The sequence below is a fragment of the Rhizobium sp. 01T437 genome (assembly GCF_056398505.1).
Genome location: NZ_JBFTPM010000016.1, coordinates 43,976 through 62,363, shown reverse-complemented (window position 1 = coordinate 62,363; position 18,388 = coordinate 43,976). Strand labels below are relative to the sequence as shown.

9 protein-coding genes are annotated in these 18,388 nt (G+C 58.1%); 3 read left to right on the top strand and 6 right to left on the bottom strand.

What is annotated here, in order from left to right; all coding sequences use genetic code 11:
- Positions 1-62: 62 nt before the first annotated feature.
- The 6 genes from AC1DM5_RS26780 to msrA all read right to left on the bottom strand — a co-directional run bounded on the left by AC1DM5_RS26780 (position 63) and on the right by msrA (position 7,857).
- Positions 63-1,451: an ABC transporter ATP-binding protein gene (locus AC1DM5_RS26780; protein WP_477976050.1), complete on the bottom strand. Its 1,389-nt coding sequence runs from the start codon at positions 1,449-1,451 to the stop codon at positions 63-65.
- Positions 1,441-2,259, bottom strand: a complete 819-nt coding sequence (locus tag AC1DM5_RS26775; protein ID WP_477976173.1) for an ABC transporter permease — start codon at positions 2,257-2,259, stop codon at positions 1,441-1,443. Before AC1DM5_RS26775 ends, AC1DM5_RS26780 begins: the two co-directional genes overlap by 11 nt.
- A gap of 5 nt (positions 2,260-2,264) precedes the next feature.
- Complete coding sequence (locus AC1DM5_RS26770; protein WP_477976048.1) at positions 2,265-4,460, bottom strand: glycosyltransferase; 2,196 nt, start codon at positions 4,458-4,460, stop codon at positions 2,265-2,267.
- Entirely contained in the window at positions 4,457-5,698 is a 1,242-nt protein-coding gene (locus tag AC1DM5_RS26765) for a glycosyltransferase family 4 protein (protein ID WP_477976046.1), read from the bottom strand. The genes AC1DM5_RS26770 and AC1DM5_RS26765 overlap by 4 nt, the downstream gene beginning before the upstream one ends.
- A 780-nt stretch (positions 5,699-6,478) precedes the next feature.
- The gene (locus tag AC1DM5_RS26760) at positions 6,479-6,919 is read right to left on the bottom strand and encodes a response regulator (protein ID WP_477976044.1); all 441 of its coding nucleotides are present in this window, start codon (positions 6,917-6,919) and stop codon (positions 6,479-6,481) included.
- 227 nt (positions 6,920-7,146) lie between these two features.
- A complete protein-coding gene (msrA, locus tag AC1DM5_RS26755; protein ID WP_477976042.1) occupies positions 7,147-7,857 on the bottom strand; it encodes a peptide-methionine (S)-S-oxide reductase MsrA in 711 nt (236 codons plus the stop codon).
- Positions 7,858-8,060: 203 nt separating this feature from the next.
- Here msrA and AC1DM5_RS26750 point away from each other — a divergent pair, with 203 nt between their 5' ends.
- From AC1DM5_RS26750 to treY, 3 genes are all read left to right on the top strand, one after another.
- A complete protein-coding gene (locus AC1DM5_RS26750; RefSeq protein WP_477976040.1) occupies positions 8,061-13,541 on the top strand; it encodes an alpha-2-macroglobulin family protein in 5,481 nt (1,826 codons plus the stop codon).
- Entirely contained in the window at positions 13,538-15,619 is a 2,082-nt protein-coding gene (gene pbpC, locus AC1DM5_RS26745) for a penicillin-binding protein 1C (RefSeq protein WP_477976038.1), read from the top strand. The genes AC1DM5_RS26750 and pbpC overlap by 4 nt, the downstream gene beginning before the upstream one ends.
- A gap of 61 nt (positions 15,620-15,680) precedes the next feature.
- A complete protein-coding gene (gene treY / locus AC1DM5_RS26740; RefSeq protein WP_477976036.1) occupies positions 15,681-18,290 on the top strand; it encodes a malto-oligosyltrehalose synthase in 2,610 nt (869 codons plus the stop codon).
- Positions 18,291-18,388: the final 98 nt, after the last annotated feature.

Sequence of the window (18,388 nt, the reverse complement as noted above, 5' to 3'; positions counted from 1 at the left end):
TACCCCGACATTACACCAATCCGCTTCCCGACCTTAACTAGTTTAATGCGGCTACAAGCCGCTTAACCACCGGACGCGATCTTAAGCTCAATTTGTTCCATGGGGATTCCCACGAGCACTCCAGTTTCTATCGTGGAATGTACCGTAAAAATCAGCCCCTCGTGCATCCAATGGTGCTGAACATGTTCACGTAGCGTCCCGCTAGCGACAGACGGAGCCACGCTATACGTTCCAGGTGCGAGCAATGGCATCACGAAGCGAAACCTAGCAGTCCCGAACTCACCAGCCGACATTCGCAAAGGTGCCGCCGCGGTGGAAGCAAACGTGTTATCTCCGAATAGATATTGGCCGAGACGGTCTTTCACTATAAAACCAGAAATAACCGACCGAATCTCACTTAGTGCACGAAACGATATCTTTAGTTCGACGGCCTCCCCGCCTCTGATGGAAGCTAGTCTTCCCCCATCGGCACCGCTCAGTTCGACTCTCGTAATTTGCGCTGCCCCATCGCCAAAGCTCCGACTTGCTAGATTGAAAGACGGCGCATCCTCACCTTGACCTTCTACGACTGAAGGTACGGCGTCAGCTCTGCTTGGTATTACTGCCTCCGCGTCCAATGAGACGACATCGGTGTTAGCAATTTCCGCCGATCCCCCGGTGTGCTGTTGATAGAGAAACGCAAGGTACTCTTCACAGACAAGCCTTGGATCCCCCTCAGCGCGGACAACGCCGTGATCGAGCCAAATCACGCGATCACAGAAATTCATCATTGCACTCGTGTCGTGACTTACGAAAAAAACCGAGCCGTTTTCCTGAAATTTCCTTAGGAAACGCATACATTTCTGCTGGAAGTACGCATCCCCTACCGCTAGCGCTTCATCGATGATAAGGATATCTGCGTCGACATTTGCGATCACACTGAACGCCAATCGGACAAACATTCCGCTTGAATAGGTCTTGACTGGCTGGTCTATGTGCGCACCAATCTCAGCGAAATCGACAATCGCTTGCATTCGGGCCTCGATCTCCGCGCCGGTCAAGCCATAAATTGCCGCATTGAGATACACATTTTCACGCCCGGTAAAATCTGGATTGAAACCTGCGCCTAGTTCGAGGAGTGCGGCTACACGACCGCTCGTGCTACGACTCCCGCTCGTCGGCGTAAGAGTTCCGCAAATAATTTGCAGTAAAGTTGATTTTCCAGAGCCATTCTGGCCTATGATACCTAACGTCTCTCCGCGGGCAAGCGTGACAGAGACATTTCTTAGCGCCCAAAACTCTTCATAGCGCGGTAAATCGATAAGCAACTGCGGGAAAATTTTGCCAAATGGCCAAGAGACCAGCCGCTTAAGACGTGGAACAAGCATTTGCGTCAAACGGTCTTCAGGCTTCTTGTAAAGAAGATACACTTTGCTGAGAGATTGAGCCTCAATTAAATTCTCAGAGAACATCGGCAAATCCCTTCCGAGTTTTCTGGAACCAAGCAAATCCCAGCAGAAATATAGAAACGGCGACTGCAAAATATAGAAGCCATGATCGAGGGTCCGGAATCTCCCCAATAACCACCACCTCTCGCAATTGTCCAACGACAAGCGTCAAAGGATTAGCATACAAGATCCAGCGGTAGCTCTCAGGAACATTTTCAATTGGGAAAAGTACGGGGGACGCAAACATTGCGACAGTTGTGACTATTCCGACCACCTGATTCAGGTCACGTACAAACACACCGGTAGCACTCAAAAAATAGCTGAAACCGACTATGAGGATCGCATAGGGAACCAACACGAACGGTAGCAATAACAGGGTTACCGGGATAGAGCCTTGGACATAAAATAAAAGACAAACGATAAGGAAGACACCGATAAGAATATTGATCATCGCAGCCATCAATGGCACGAGAGGCAATAGTTCCAGCGGAAATATGACCCTTTTCACATAAGATGAATTTGACGATATAAGAAGTGGTGCCCGGGTCACGAACTCAGCAAAGAACCCATGAACGATTAGACCTGTGAACAACAATATTACAAAATTTCCCTGGACATTTGGGCCAGAGCCCCAACGCATCTTAAATACACCCACGAATACGAATGAATATAGCGCCAGCATCAACAGCGGATTTATTAGAGCCCACGTAACTCCAAGTAATCCAGACCTATAACGCGAAGAAAAATCGCGCTTCCAAAGCTGAAAGAGAAGTCCCCTGTGTTTCCAAAGGGCCGAAAAAGCTGACAACACTATCTTTTGGCGAGAAATCATCTCTATCACAAAGCCTTCACGACGTGGTTCTTAGCGATCGGTGACAACGGAATCTCTCGATCTTCGGTCGGCGGCGCTTCCGGTGGCGCGAATTTTGGTTCGGGCAAATCTGATATCTCCAAAAACTTCACAAAGTCATGTCTTTTTTTGAACAAATCCTCGTCTTCAAGACGCTTACCTCCCTTCGAGAGAACCGTAACCGGCAGACCAATCAGTTCGGCAATAGCTAATACCGCCTCAATTGCGGGGCGATCATCCGCAAACACTGCTATCTCACCAGCACCGTCCTGAAGCATCAACCGCAACAGCGTACCTCTACGACCTTGATCCAGAACAGCGTCGATCTCAGATGTGGCGCGGCCGGCATCCAATCCACTAGTCCCGTGTTCTGACAAGCAAATGTAACTTACGCTTCCCAGCGACATTAGCCTCGCATCAAATCCATTCTCGTTCGGCGCAGCCGACTTTACAGCCAGTTCGGCTCCAATTCCGACAAGCCGCTCGAGCGAGCTTACGAAGGTCCGCTTTCTTCCCTGCTGCTGAATGTCAGCAACGCGCTCACATGCGGTAGCTGCATTGAGAACCTCTTCGAATATTTTAGACGCGCCAGTGGCCGCAATATCCGATGGTGTCTCCACGTTCCGCAGCATATCCTTAAGGCGAGCATTGTCTCGGCTTAGTTCTGCGACATTCTTTGTGAGCCTCTCCTTTTCGGCATAGAGGGACAAAATCTCATGACGTGAGCTCTTTAGCCTCGAAACCTTCAACGCCAGCACACGAACGGCATGAGTCAGCTGATTTCGAACTTGGTTACGGCAATCACGAGCTAGTCGTCCATATTTCAAGACAGACCAGGCAAACGAACGATGCTTGCTGTGTTCTGAAAGTCCCGTCGGGTAGCCTGCATCCCTTGCAGCTACCCCGTGGTGATGCAGCAAACCACCCATCTCGCTCGAACTCGACTGGGTTCCAATAAAATGGTGAAAGGACTTCGCCATCGATTCCAGCGTGAAATCCTCGACGAACGCAGCCTGTGCATTCCTGGCTGTTTTTTTGTAAAGCTCCACGTCGGCCACAAGTCGCTCGATCTCGTTGAAAACGGCGGTTGCGACCAGACGATCCGCAACAACCCCACATTCCTTTTGCCTAATGTAGTGGCAAGGAGATGAATAATCCGGGCCGTGAAACACGATCGGTCGGCCCGCTGCAAGATACAAGACGAGCTTGCTAGGAAAGCTGTACATAGCAACTTCTCTCATCTTCGGGTCAAACGGATAGGGACAGTACAGCAAGTCGCAATGAGACAATATTTCTGCAGCATCCTGCTGCGACTTCCAGCCAAGAAAAGCAACGCGATCTGCGGATGCTTGAGGTGGTTTTTGCGGCCCGAGGACAACAATGCGAACGTCTTTTCCAGCCACGCGCCAGTTTGCGGCATCCATCGCTCTGATCAGTTGTAGCCACTCGCTGGCAGCATAAAACTGCCCCGCCATGCCAATTAAGATCGAATCTCCGACACCCCTGGCGATGTCAGGTGTTCTGGCCAGTGATTTTGGATGGCTGGATATAATCGGCAAGGCATCGACGTTGAACCGTTCGCGATAATTGTCTGCCATATACGCCGAAGCGGTTGCCACCGCGGCACTGCTGCTGATTGCGTCATCGAAGAGTGCCTGTATTCGGCGCGTGCTTATGCCATCAATCTTGTTTGCTTCCGCCCACCAGCTGAAGGGATCCCATACATGAGTGTGCAGCGGTACTTGGAGTTCGTCGGCGACTTGCTTAGCCATCCTAATCGTGGTCTGGCCCTGAAGGACCGCCCAAACTCGGTCGACGTTCTGCTCTTTTCCAAATTTGACCGCTTTGTTTGTTAGCGATCTAACCGATGTTGTCTCAATGATCCTTTCGCCCAAAAAGGAGATAAGTGACGAGAGCTTACGAAATAGGCGTCGCTGCGGTAGCCACGCCCAGTTCTCGTTCGGCTTAGCGTGAAATTCGACTGGAATATTCCCGAACTCCGGAGGAATTTTTATATCCAAGGTCGAATTCACTACCGCAAAACAGCATATGGAATCCCGCGGGAGAAATCGCGTCATCGCGGATAAGACCAAGCCAGCGGTTAAATTGCTGCATGGTGGAATATCTGAAAGCAACAACACTTTCATCTTGCGACTTTCCAGAATGGTATTGGTCGAGTTCACTTTATGCTCCCGACACGCTCAAGCGTTCGATGATAGAGGTTGGCCGTTAATCGCGCCTGCTCGCGAATATCGTAGTGACGCTCGGCCAGTTCACGCGAACGCTTGCCACGCTGCTCGCAAATGGCAGGATTTCGCGCAAGATGATCGATAGCGTCCGCGAGCACGCGGTCGTCGGCATCGCTCACTGCTATGCCAGCTTCCGGCGCAAAGGTTACTCCCGGAAGCGACGTTCCGACAACCGAAAGTACAGGTCTCGCGCACGCCATAGCCTCGATCGCCATCATCCCGAATGCTTCGGCTTGAGACGGCATAACGAAGAAGTCACACGCCGCGTAAGCGTCGAGCAATAGCTTCTCATCATTTGTCCAACCAAATTCGATAATCTGATGCCGGCCGATAAAGTCGTCAAAATGACCGGTCTCTTGCATTGAAATAATGCACAATCTCAAAGTTGGATTTAGCAAATGCAGCGCGCGCAAAAATTGCTTTAGTCCCTTATAGGGCGTTGACGATGCGCGAATGAAGATGACCGGCCGATCGGGAAAAACTCCGAGGCGCGCTCTCGCATCTGCCTTGTCTCTTGGAGAGTAAACACTCAAGTCGAGGCCAAACGGAATTAAGTTGAGATTAAAATGCTCAGCAAGTGGCGATTTTGACGCCATTTCCCGCATCCACTCAGACGCCACAACAATCTCTGCCTTTGTTTTTTTATAGATGCGATCTTTCCACGCATATTGCTCCGCGGTCCTATCCGTTTTCATAGGAAAAGGCAGAGCTAAGTCGGGACAAGAGCCACACCCAATTTGCCACCTAGAACACTGAAGGGGGTAAATACAATGCCCGGTCATAGGCCACGGGTCGTGCCACGTCCAAACAGTCGGCTTTCGCCGAGTCACATAGGGAAGCGCGGAAAGGCTGAAGTAACCGTCATGAATAATATGCAGATGCATTAAATCAGCTTGCTTAACCTTACTGTGATTGGTTAGCGTCCACGAATGAGGATGCAGGCGCGCGTGCTGCGATATCTGGTTCTCAATTATCGTAAAACCCCGTGTGAGGATTCTGCTGCCGGGATAATCGAACGCTTTGGAAACGAAATCGGCATCCGACTGCTTGTTCCAATAAACGAGCTGAGTTGTTTCTACACCGTTGAGTTCTAGATAAGGTTTTAGATCGAAGCCATTAAACCGCCGTCCAATTAGGTCGCCGGAGTTAATTTGCACCACATTAACCGTCATACCTACTCCGCATAAAATCCGCCTGTTCAATCGCATGCGCTTCCGCGTGGCACATCGCCATCCAGTGGAGCAGAGCAGGTTGCCAGCAAAAAGGCAGGTCAGCCTCGCTTAGCACAATTTCTGGGAAGTCCTGCGACCATCAAAAAGTGTCCAAACAATGGTCCCCATCCACGACCCAGCGCCCATTGTCAATGTCGCATGTCATTTCGATCGGTTTTAGTTCTATCCACAATCCACAGTAATATGGGTCGATCAAGCTATCTGCGGGCCTTGGATCTTGAAAAAACGATCGCGCAGGTATCGAAACGAGTTCAGCAGTGGCACTCTGGAATACGCATCTACTTTGGAGAGCATTCTCGCAAGGATCGCAAGTCTCCGGCCCAGGTACGTAAGTCATACCTAATGTAATTCTGGTTTTGGAAAGCTCCACCAGAACAAATGCCCCAGATTTGCAAACGGGAAACGAACGCGGCTATTCGCTGAATATCTGCTAGCCAGCGCGCCGGCCCTTGCCTAAGAGACTTGGCGCGGACGGCCACCGGCCGTTTGGGTATTGATGCGCTGGCCAGGCGTCCTCTGGAAAGAAGCCTTGACCACGAATCCCACTAAAACAGGTTCGGCGCCTCGTCCAACGTATCGTGGCGTTGGGATGGACGCTCATTTTTGCAATCGTTTTACAGCCTATAGTGTTTCCGCGAACAGACTAATCCCGCAAGTCGCAGCTAGTTGCATGGGTGTCGTCTTGCTGCATTGATGTCAGATGTGACGGTGGGTGCGGGTTTATGCGAACACCAGCATCTGTGGCGGCACAACTGCTAGCATCCCGGCCCGGCGGGCTGCCACGTATTTTAGGAGCTGTTCGACCACCCGTGGCATGACCGGTTTTTGCACCACGCCGAGCGCGCCGCGCACGCCGTCTGCAACTACTTCGGGATTAGCAGTCATGAAGACGACGGAAATGCCATGGTCTTCTGCGAGCTGCCGGCCGATCTCAGGGCCAGTCGCACCATCTGAGAGATTGACATCGACGAAGGCGATGTCGGCGAGCGGAGCGAGCCTGAAGGCCCCCTCGCGATCCGAAGCGAGGCCCGCGACATGCACGCCCATGTTCTCGATCGTCATTTCGAGATCGAGGGCGATCAGCAGCTCGTCTTCGACAATCAGCACTCGCTGTTCCATGAGATGTTCCCGTTGCCAGCTACGCATGACATTCGTGGCCATGACAGATCCCCTTTACGCGTTACTTTAGGAGACTCCGCTTCGTTGAAGACAGACCGCTTCGACGAGACTTGCAGCTTAAACGGGCGATGCGACGATATGTTCCGGCATGAAACGCGGTATTTCTCAATTAAACTTTTGTTAATATTGATAAATCCCTAACAAACTATTCAGATCGTAAAAAGGCGGCCTCCCTGGCCGCCTTCTGAAATTCTGATTTTGGAGGCTTCTCAGCCCTTGGCCTTCAGCACCAGAACCGGATCCTTGCTGTAGTCAGCCGGGAAGATTTGCTTCAGGTTTTCGATCTTCGGCAGATCGTTATAGACGATATAGGGGTAGGTCGGATTGAGCGTCAGGAAATCCTGGTGATACTGCTCGGCCGGGTAGAAGCCGGTATAGTCGGTGACCTTGGTGACGATCGGCTGTTTGAAGACATGCGCCTTGTCGAGCTGGGCGATATAGGCTTCGGCGACCTTGCGCTGTTGCGGGTCGGAGATGAACAGCGCCGAGCGGTATTGGGTGCCTTCGTCCGGTCCCTGGAAATTGAGCTGCGTCGGGTTGTGCGCGACAGAGAAGAAGACCTGCAGGAGCTTGCCGTAGCTGACCTCTCTCGGATCGAAGGTCACCTTGACGGATTCGGCATGGCCCGTCGTACCGGAGCTGACCATTTCGTACTGGGCGGTTGCAGCTTCACCGCCAGCATAGCCGGAAATGGCGCTTTTGACCCCCTTCACATGCTGGAAGACGCCCTGGACACCCCAGAAACAGCCGCCGGCGAAGACGGCTGTCTCCGTGCCGGACTTACCCGGCTCGTCGATGGCAGGGGCTGGAATGACGACGGCATCTTCTGCTGCCTTCGTGGCGACGGAACCGAGGCCGAGCGAGAGGGCGGCGGTTGCAAAAAGCGCGGCAAGGACCTTGCCTGATGTGGATATGGGCATGGGGGCTACCTCCGGGAACGACATAGCCAAATCCTCGCCGATCGACGAAAAAGCCGCAAATCACAAGCTGTTCACTCACACCGATGTGACGATTGCACGAAAGCGAATGTGCAAAACCGGAGCAGGCGGCAAGGTGAGTTGACAATTCCCTGGCGAGTGGGGACAGTGCCGGCCGGCTCAGAGCCAGCATCCGGGGGGAACCAATGTCTGTGCGCTCGTTCTTCGCTTTTTCCGTCATCGTCGCATCTATGATTTTTGCAGGCCAGTCGGCTTTTGCCGCCGACGCCAAGCGCGACATCGTCACCGTCAAGGACGCGGATTATTTCGGCTTTGACCTGCGCACCGAGCAGAACCTCTCGCTCGATCAGTGCAAGGCCGCCTGCATCGGCGACAAGACTTGCAAGGCCTTCACCTATAATCCCAAGGTGAAGTGGTGCTTCCTGAAATCCGATTTCAAGACGATGAATGCCTTCCCCGGTGCGATTGCCGGCAGGATCGTCGAAACGACGGCAGCGAGCGCCCCGAAAGAGCCGGATATTGGCGCTGCCCCCCGCCTGCCCTTCCTCTCCGACGATCTTGTCCAGCAGGCTCGAAATTTCCGCAACGATCTGGCGCTTGCCGACGACCAGCAGGGCCAGGGCGTCGACAGCCTGACGGCAAGCGCGCGCCTGGATCTGACCGGCGGCAATCTTTCCGATGCGCTGAAGGCCTTCCATGGTGCACTGTCGATCACCCCTGATGATGGCGATCTCTGGATCGAGACGGCGCGTGCCGCCACCTCGCTCGGCGCGCCTGACAGCGGCATCTTCGGTCAGGCGGTGATCGACGCACTGAACGGCTACCAGCTGACGCGCACCACCAACAAGCGCGCCGATGCGCTGGCCGTGCTTGCCAAGGCCCTGGAAAGGAATGCCAACTATCGCGATGCGCTGAATAGCTACAAAGCAAGCCTTGCGCTCGTCAGCGCCAAGGATGTGCAAGCGGACTACCTGCAGCTCAAGCAGACGCAGGGCTTCCGCATCACCGAACATACGGTCGATGCCGATAGCGCCACACCGCGCGCCTGCGTCACCTTCTCCGAAGCGCTGGTCAAGACGGTCGACTATGCGCCCTTCGTGACGCTGAACGGCGCTGCGCCCAAGGCGATGGAAGCCAAGGACAAGCAGATCTGTGTCGAGGGCCTCACCCACGGCGAGACCTACAAGATCGGCTTCCGCACCGGCCTGCCCTCCTCGGTCGACGAGGTTCTGGAAGCGCCTGTCACGATCGACGTCTACATCAAGGACCGCAGCCAGATGGTGCGTTTCACCGGCGACAGCTTCGTGCTGCCGTCGACGGCGCGCCGCGGTATCCCGATCGTCTCCGTCAACATGGCGTCTGCCAATCTGAAGCTCTACCGGATCGGCGATCGCGGCATTGCACCGCTTCTGACGAACTCGCAATTCCTGACGCAGCTCGACGGCTATAGCGCCCAGAATATCCAGGACCAGAGCGGCGAACTCGTCTGGCAGGGGTCGATCGAGATCGCGAACGAACTCAACAAGGATGTCGTCACCAGCTTCCCGGTCGACGAGGCGCTGCCCGAGCGCAAGCCCGGCATCTATGTGATGGTCGCAACCCCATCGACCGGCCCCGCGCAGGATTGGGATTCGCAGGCCACACAATGGTTCCTCATCTCCGATATCGGCATCACTACCTATGCCGGCACGGACGGGCTGAACGTCTTTGCCCGCTCGCTTGCGTCTGCCAAGCCGATGGCCGGCGTCGAATTGCAGCTGCTTGCGAAGAACAATGAAGTGCTCGGCACTGCGACCACCGATCAGAACGGCCGCGCCACCTTCACGGCCGGTCTGATGCGCGGCACCGCAGCGCTCACGCCTGCCGTCATCAGCGCCAAAAACGGTACGTCCGACTATGTCTTCCTCGACATGACGCGCGCCGGCTTCGATCTTTCCGACCGTGGCGTGACCGGACGCGCCGCGCCGGGCGCCATCGACGTGCTGCCCTTCACCGAGCGCGGCATCTACCGCGCCGGCGAAATCGTCCATGCCGCAGCCCTTGCCCGCGATACGGACGGCAAGGCGATCGAGAACCTGCCGTTGACCTTCATCTTCTCACGGCCGGATGGTGTAGAAGACCGGCGCATCGTCAGCCAGACGAGCAATCTCGGTGGCTATGTGGTGGACCTGCAAACCCAGGAAAACGCCATGCGCGGCACCTGGACGATGAACGTCTATACCGACCCCAAGGGCTCGGCGATCGCCACCAAGACCTTCCTCGTCGACGATTTCGTGCCTGACCGTACCGACATGGAGCTCAAGACCGACTCCAAGGAGATCGGCACGGATACGGCCGCGACGATCAATATTTCCGGCAAATATCTCTATGGCGCGCCAGCGGCTGGCCTGACGATTGAGGGCGACGTCGTCGTCAAGCCGACGCGCGAAAATGCCGCCTATCCCGGCTATCAGTTCGGCCTTGCCGACGAAGAGGCGAGCGAGGATTCGCGCCAGCCGATCGACGGCCTGCCGGCGCTCGACGAGAATGGCGAAGCCTCGACGGATCTGACGATCGGCGAACTGCCGGCCACGACCCAGCTTTTGAATGCCACCGTCTATCTGCGCATGCAGGAGCCGGGTGGTCGCGCCATCGAGCGCTCGCTGGAGATCCCGGTCAAGACCGACGCGACCGCAATCGGCATCAAGCCGGAATTCGACGGCGATCTGCCGGAGAATGCGCTCGCAAATTTCACGGTCATCGGCCTCGATACGCAGAGCCAGAAGCAGGAGATGAAGGGCCTGCGCTGGAAATTTTACAAGCTGCGCCGCGACTATCAGTGGTATCGCGAAGGCACAGCCTGGAAATATGAACCAACCTATACACCTGAAGAGGTCGCCTCCGGCTCGGTGGACGCGACAGCTGCCAATGGCGGCAAGATCCAGGCACCGGTCAACTGGGGCCGTTACCGGCTCGAGGTCGAAAGCCCTGACGCCGACGGTCCGACCTCCAGCGTCGAGTTCGATGCCGGCTGGTTCGTCGCCTCGACTTCGACGGAAACGCCTGACGGCCTGGAGATCGCTCTCGACAAGGACAGCTATCATGTCGGCGAGACGGCCAAGCTGAAGGTCACGTTGCGTTATGGCGGCGAGTTGATGATCACGGCCGGCACGGAAAAGCTGATTGCCGTTGAGAACGCCACCATGGGCGAAACCGGCGGCGAGGTCGATATTCCCGTCACCGCGGACTGGGGTGCCGGCGCCTATGTGACCGCGACCCTCTTCCGGCCGGGCGATTCGCTCGACACCCATATGCCGGCCCGCTCGATCGGCATCAAATGGCTGAAGGTCGATCCCGCTGAGCGTGCACTACAGGTCAAGATCGATACGCCTGAGAAGATGCTGCCGCGCGGACCGCTTGATATCGGCCTGCAGGTCGCCGGCGCCGGCGCGAATGAAGAGGCTTATATTACGGTTGCCGCCGTCGATGTCGGCATCCTGAACCTGACCCGCTACGAGCCGCCGAACCCTGAGGACTGGTATTTCGGCCAGCGCCAGCTCGGCCTCGAAATCCGCGACCTTTACGGCCGGCTGATCGATGGTTCGCTGGGCGCGACCGGCAAGCTGCGCACAGGTGGCGATGGCGGGGCGATCGCGCTGCAGGCAAGCCCGCCGACGCAGAAGCTCGTCGCCTTCTTCTCCGGTCCGGTGAAGCTCGATGCCGAAGGCAAGGCAAAAGTCAGCTTCGACATTCCGCAGTTCAACGGGACCGCCCGCGTGATGGCGCTCGCCTGGACGAAAACCGGCGTTGGTCACAGCGCCAAGGACGTCATCATCCGCGATCCTGTCGTCGTCACCGCAAGCCTGCCGAAATTCCTCGCACCCGGGGACAAGGCCAATCTGCGCCTCGACATCGCCAATACCGATGCACCGGCCGGCGACTACAAGCTGACGCTCACCGGCAACAGCGCGCTCAGCATCGACGGGCCTGCCGAACAGGTGCTGAAGCTTGAGGCCGGCGCCAAATCCGACCTGACGCTGACGCTTGTCGGCGGCGAGCCGGGCGATGGCAGCGTGGCAATCAACCTGTCGAATGATCAGGGGCTTTCGCTCGACCAGGTGGTCGATGTGCCGGTACGGCCGTCCTCGCTACCCGTGACCGAACGGCGCGTCATTGCGCTTGCACCTGGCAAGAGCCTGACCATCGACAAGAACCTTCTGGCCGACAGCGTGCTTCCGGGTGCCTCGATCAGCGTCAACGTCACCCGCTCGGCTGCCTTCGACATTCCCGCTCTGCTGATGACCCTCGACCGCTATCCGTTCGGCTGCGCCGAACAGACGACGAGCCGCGCGCTGCCGCTGCTCTATCTGGCCGAGGTCGCCAAACAGGCCGGTATGGATGCGACGGATGATGACATCCACAAGCGCGTGCAGGATGCGATCTACCGTGTGCTGTCCTACCAGGCCTATGCGGGAAGCTTCGGTCTGTGGGGACCGGATTCCGGCGATCTCTGGCTCGACTCCTATGTCACGGATTTCCTGACGCGGGCGCGCGAGCAGAAGTACGACGTGCCGGATCGCGCCCTGGTGCAGGCGCTGGAGAACCTGCAGAACTCGCTCTCCTACACGACGGACGTGAAAGGCAAGGGCGATGAGATCGCCTACGCCCTCTACGTGCTTGCCCGCAACAAGAAGGCTGCTGTCAGCGACCTGCGTTACTATGCCGACACGATGATCAACGACTTCCCGACGCCGCTTGCCAAGGCCCATATCGCTGCGGCGCTGGCGCTCTATGGCGATGCAACGCGCTCGAAGAACATTTTCGTCGATGCGTTGCAAATGTCGAAACAGTCGATGGTGACCCGCGTGAACTTCTCGCGCACCGATTATGGCTCGGTGCTGCGCGATGGCGCGGCGATCCTGGCGCTTGCCGCCGAAAGCCGTCCGGTTCCGCCCGTCATTCCGGAGCTCGCCAAGGCAGTCGCGCGGGAGTGGGATCGCAGCAAATATACAAGCACCCAGGAACAGGCCTGGATGCTGCTGGCGGCGCGTGCCCTGCAGAACGGCGACGATGATCTGAAGGTCAACGTCAACGGGGCTGAGCGGACCGGCGCCTATATGGCGAAGATGACCGGCGATGCGCTGATCGACCATCCGCTGACATTGACGAGCGCCACAAGCGACACGGTCTCGGCCGTCGTCACCACGGTCGCCGCCCCTGTCAAGCCGCTGCCGGCAGGCGGCAACGGCTTTACCATCGAGCGGACCTACTACACGCTCGATGGCGAGGAGGCGAATGTCAGCGAGGCGCAGCAGAACGAGCGTTACGTCGTGGTGCTGCATGTGACCGAGCAGAACGACTGGGCCTCGCGCATCGTCATCACCGATCTCCTGCCGGCCGGCTTCGAGATCGACAATCCAAGCCTTGTCGACAGCGCCCAGATGACGAATTTCGACTGGGTTGGCGAGATGTCCGCCGCCCATACGGAATTCCGCTACGACCGCTTCGTCGCCGCCTTCAACCGCGACGAAAATTCAGCCCGTGACTTCAACGTCGCCTATGTCGTGCGTGCCGTAACACCCGGCGCCTACGATCATCCGGCAGCGACGGTCGAGGACATGTACCGTCCCGATATGTCCGCCCGCACGGCGACCGGCAAGATGGAGGTCGTTGCGGCTCAACAATGAGGCGGTGGCAGAAGTTTGCGATCGGGACAGCGGCCGGCATCATCATTGCCGGCGCAGGTCTCTTCGCGCTCCAAGCAGCGGACCGCGCCTTTCCCCCGCCGCTTGAACAGGCCGAAGCCGTCTCGCCCGAAGTGCTGGATGCCGACGGGCAATTGCTGCGCGCCTTTGCGACGCCGGAGGGGCGCTGGCGGCTGAAGACCGACGTTTCCGACGTCGATCCGCAATTCATCCGCATGCTGGTCGCCTATGAGGATCAGCGTTTCTACGAGCATTCCGGCATCGATGTCTGGGCGCTCGGGCGCGCGGCACTGCAATTTGTCAGCAACGGCCGGATTGTGTCCGGCGCCTCGACGCTCTCCATGCAGGTGGCAAGGCTGATCGAGCCGCGTGAAAGCCGCTCGTTTTCGGCAAAGCTCCTGCAGATCATGCGCGCCGTGCAGATCGAGCGGCGGCTTTCGAAGGGTGAGATCCTCAATCTCTATCTCACCCATGCGCCCTATGGCGGCAATCTGGAAGGCGTGCGCGCCGCAAGCCTTGCCTATTTCGGCAAGGAGCCGAAGCGGCTGACGGTGGCTGAAGCCGCCCTGCTCGTCGCGCTGCCGCAATTGCCCGAAAAGCGTCGCCCGGACCGGAACCTGAAAGCTGCGGAAGCAGCGCGCAAGCGCGTGCTCGACCGTATAGCCGTGGCCGAGGTGGTCGGCGATGGCGAGGCCGAGCGCGCCGAGGGTGTCGCCATTCCCGCCCGCAGGCTGCAGCTTCCAGCCCTTGCCGCCCATGTTGCGGAAGCTGCACTGCGCAAGGATCCGAAAGCGATCCAGCACCAGACGACGCTGAAGAAGCAGGTCCAGACGGGTCTCGAATCCGTCGCGCGTGCCGCGACGATGAAACTCGGACCAAAACTGTCGCTCGCCATGGTGATGGCGGACGCCGAGACCGGCGAGATCGTCGGCGAGGTGGGCTCAGCTGATTATTTCGATGCAAGCCGCTCCGGCTGGATCGACATGACGCGTATCAACCGATCGCCTGGCTCAACGCTCAAACCCTTCATCTATGGCCTTGCCTTCGAGCAGGGACTGGTCAGCCAGGAGACCATCATCGAGGACCGGCCGGCCGATTTCTTCGGCTACCGGCCGCGCAATTTCGACATGAGCTACCAGGGCGACGTGACCGTGCGCGAGGCCCTGCAGCTCTCCCTCAACGTGCCGGCCGTCAAGCTGCTCGATGCGGTCGGCCCGTCTCGCCTTATGGTGCGTTTCCGCCGCGCCGAAGTGCGCCCCGTCCTGCCGCCGAACGAGACGCCTGGTCTGGCGATTGGCCTTGGCGGCGTCGGCATCACGCTGAAGGATCTCGTGCAGCTCTATACAGCGCTTGCCAATCGCGGCCAGCCGGTCAGGATTGGCGACGGTGTAACGAATGCGCCAGGCACGATCGACGGCGAGCCCTTGCTGGAGCCGGTCGCTGTCTGGAATGTGGCCGACATACTCTCGGGCGTCATACCGCCGGCCGGCGCGCCGCAACGCGGCATCGCCTACAAGACTGGCACGAGCTATGGCTATCGCGATGCCTGGTCGGTCGGTTATGACGGACGCTATGTTCTTGGTGTGTGGGTCGGACGGCCTGATAACAGCGCCGTACCCGGTTTGACGGGTTATGGCACGGCCGCACCCATCCTCTTTGAGGCGCTTGCGAAATCCGGCATCGCCACCACACCCCTGCCGCGCCCGCCGGCAGGGGCCGTGCGCATCGCCCAGACCGACCTGCCGATCAGCCAGCGGCGTTTTGCCGTCAATGCCAACGGGCTGCTCGTCGCGTCCGGCCGCGAGCCGTCACCCCAGATCGTCTATCCGCCGGAGGGCGCCCATGTCGATCTTGGGGCAAAGGCGGGCGATCTTACGCCGCTGATGCTAAAACTGCAGGGCGGCCGCGCGCCTTTCCGCTGGCTTGCCAACGGCAAGCCGCTGCCCGATCTTTCCCGTAGGCGCACGCAAAGCTGGATGCCTGATGGCGGCGGTTATTCCAAGCTGACCGTGATTGATTCCATGGGCCGGGCAGCAAGCGTCGGCGTCTTCGTCGACTGACGGGAACAAAAGCGCTTCACAACCGTTGGAAGATGTCTCCTCCAAACGGCAAAATGACCCCATGACGCTCCCCTCCGCGACCTACCGGGTCCAGTTCCGCAACGGCATGACATTCGATCACGCATGCGGGCTCGTGCCCTATCTGAAGTCGCTCGGCATCAGCCACCTCTATGCCTCGCCGGTCTTCACTGCCACCAAGGGATCGACGCATGGTTACGACGTGACCGACGCCAACGAGATCGATCCAGCACTTGGAGGAAGGGCGGGCTTCGATCGCCTGACGGAGACGCTGTCAGAAGCAGGAATGGGCCTGATCCTGGACATCGTGCCGAACCATATGGCCGCTTCACTGGAGAATGCCTGGTGGCGGAGTGTCCTGGAATTCGGCAAGCAGAGCCCGTTTGCAGACTATTTCGACATAGACTGGCGCGAACGGCTGACCCTGCCCCAGCTCGGTAAGAGCTTCGATGAGAGCGTCGCTGCCGGCGAGCTGACGATCACCATCGACGAGCCGCATGGTAATCTGGCGATCGGTTATTTTGAAACCCTCTTTCCGCTGAGCATGGAAAGCTACCCTCTGCTCTCGGCGGAACTGGATGATCCGGTTCTCGCCAGGATGACGGAACTGACGGCCTCTGTCGACGGCGGTGACCTGCATCGCGGCCTGCGCGATATGATCTTCGAGGCCGGCGATCTCACAAGCCTGAGTGGAAAGCTTGCAGAGCTTTCGAAGGACCATGCTTTTATGACACGGCTGCACGGGAGACAGCACTGGCAGCTTCAGCGCTGGCAGGAGGCTTCGGAGCATCTGAGCTATCGGCGGTTTTTCGAGGTGACGGGGCTAGTCGGCCTGCGGGTCGAGGATATCGGGGTCTTCGAAGAGAGCCACCGGCTGGTACTCGATCTCGTGCGTCAGGGCCAGGTGCAGGGCCTGCGCATTGACCATGTCGACGGGCTCGCGGAACCGAGAGCCTATCTTGACCGCCTGCGGGAAGCGGTCGGCACGGACACCTATATCGTCGTCGAAAGGATCCTCGGCGCAGGTGAGGAATTGTCCGCCGACTGGCCGGTGCAGGGAACGACGGGCTACGAGTTCATTGCCGCCTTGAGCGGGCTTTTCGTGGAGGGCAATGGTTTACAGAAGCTCGATGACGCCTATCGCCGACTGGCGGATGGCAATGGCGATTTTGAAGCCGGGCGGCGGACGGCCAAGCGGCTGATGGTTGAACGGAATTTCGCCGGCGAGGTGGCCCGCCTCGCACGCATTGCAGCCGGCCTCTTTCCCGAACTGTCGACGGAGGAAATTACTGGGGCGATCTGCGAGCTTCTGATCGCCTTTTCCGTCTATCGCACCTATGGGGCCGATGGCCCGCTCGATGCGCGGGATGCGGATCTCCTGAAAAAAGCCGAGATGGCGGCCGCCGGACATCTGGACTATGCGCAGCCACTGCAGAGCATCGCGGCCATCCTCGAAGGCACGGTCGACAACGAGGCTGCTCGCGAATTCCGCCTCCGCTTCCAGCAGCTCTCCGGCCCCGTCATGGCAAAGGCAATGGAGGATACGCTCTTCTATCGCTACAATCGGCTGCTGGCGGTAAACGAGGTCGGCGGCGAGCCGGATCACGTGCGAGGCGGCATCGACGCGTTTCACCAATTCATGCAAGCGCGCACGCGCTCCCAGCCCACAGGTCTTTCGGCAACATCGACGCATGACACAAAGCGCGGCGAGGATGCGCGGGCGCGGCTTTATGCTGTGAGCGAAGGCGCCGGCGTCTTTGCCGACGCCGTCGAACATTGGCGAAGACTGAATGAGAGCCACCGCACCGAACTTGCGGATGGCGCAGCACCCGAGCCCAATCTGGAATGGATGCTCTACCAGGCGCTTGCCGGCGCCTGGCCCGAGGATTTCGACCGCCATCATGCCGATGCGCTACGCGACCGCTTCACCGCTTTTGCGGAAAAGGCCATTCGCGAAGCCAAGCTGCGCACGACTTGGACGGCGCCGAACAGTGACTATGAAGAGGCGGTGCGCACCTATACGGCCGCGCTCCTCTCAACCGATAGTGACGCATTCACCGAGGACTTCGCTCGCGTCCTGCAGCCCTTCATCGAAGCCGGCTACGTCAACAGCCTATCGCAGACGCTGATCAAACTGACGGCACCGGGCATTCCCGACATCTATCAGGGAGCAGAGGGTTTTGATTTCAGTTTCGTCGATCCCGATAACAGGCGCCTGCCGGATTTCGAGACATTGAGCGGCTGGCTTGCCGAAGGCGGTGCGCTCGCGCGGCTGCAGGCGGCGGCATTGAAACAGCGCATCATCCAGATCGGCCTGGGGCTCCGGATGGAGCGCGCCCGGCTTTTCACAGAAGGCGATTACCTGCCGGTTGCCGTCAACGGTATCAGGAGTGATCATGTCGTCGCCTTTGCCCGTCTGCATCAGGAGAACTTCGCCATCACGGTCGTGCCGCGACTGATGTTCGGCTGGCTCGATCCCGGCGTGCTCTTTGCCGGACCGGAATTCTGGGAGGATACGGCAATATCAGTGCCCTCGCCCATGCACGGTCTAAAGGCCGATCTCTTGACCGGCAAGATGCTGGAGCCGGGAAACAAGATCTCGCTTGCCACCCTTCTCGGAGACCAGCCGGCGGCTCTGATCGTGCCGGCCTAACGGCAATCTCGAAAAAATCTGCGCGGGCGAAAAAAGACGTTGACCTTCCAGTTGCTGGAAGGTTCATAAAGCTGTCCGGATGCCAGAAAGGCATGAAA

Coding starts and splice junctions, on each gene's coding strand:
- AC1DM5_RS26780 (WP_477976050.1), bottom strand. CDS start 1,451: ATGTTCTCTGAGAATTTAATTGAGGCTCAATCTCTCAGCAAAGTGTAT.
- treY (WP_477976036.1), top strand. CDS start 15,681: ATGACGCTCCCCTCCGCGACCTACCGGGTCCAGTTCCGCAACGGCATG.
- AC1DM5_RS26760 (WP_477976044.1), bottom strand. CDS start 6,919: ATGGCCACGAATGTCATGCGTAGCTGGCAACGGGAACATCTCATGGAA.
- AC1DM5_RS26775 (WP_477976173.1), bottom strand. CDS start 2,259: ATGATTTCTCGCCAAAAGATAGTGTTGTCAGCTTTTTCGGCCCTTTGG.
- AC1DM5_RS26750 (WP_477976040.1), top strand. CDS start 8,061: ATGTCTGTGCGCTCGTTCTTCGCTTTTTCCGTCATCGTCGCATCTATG.
- pbpC (WP_477976038.1), top strand. CDS start 13,538: ATGAGGCGGTGGCAGAAGTTTGCGATCGGGACAGCGGCCGGCATCATC.
- msrA (WP_477976042.1), bottom strand. CDS start 7,857: ATGCCCATATCCACATCAGGCAAGGTCCTTGCCGCGCTTTTTGCAACC.
- AC1DM5_RS26765 (WP_477976046.1), bottom strand. CDS start 5,698: ATGACGGTTAATGTGGTGCAAATTAACTCCGGCGACCTAATTGGACGG.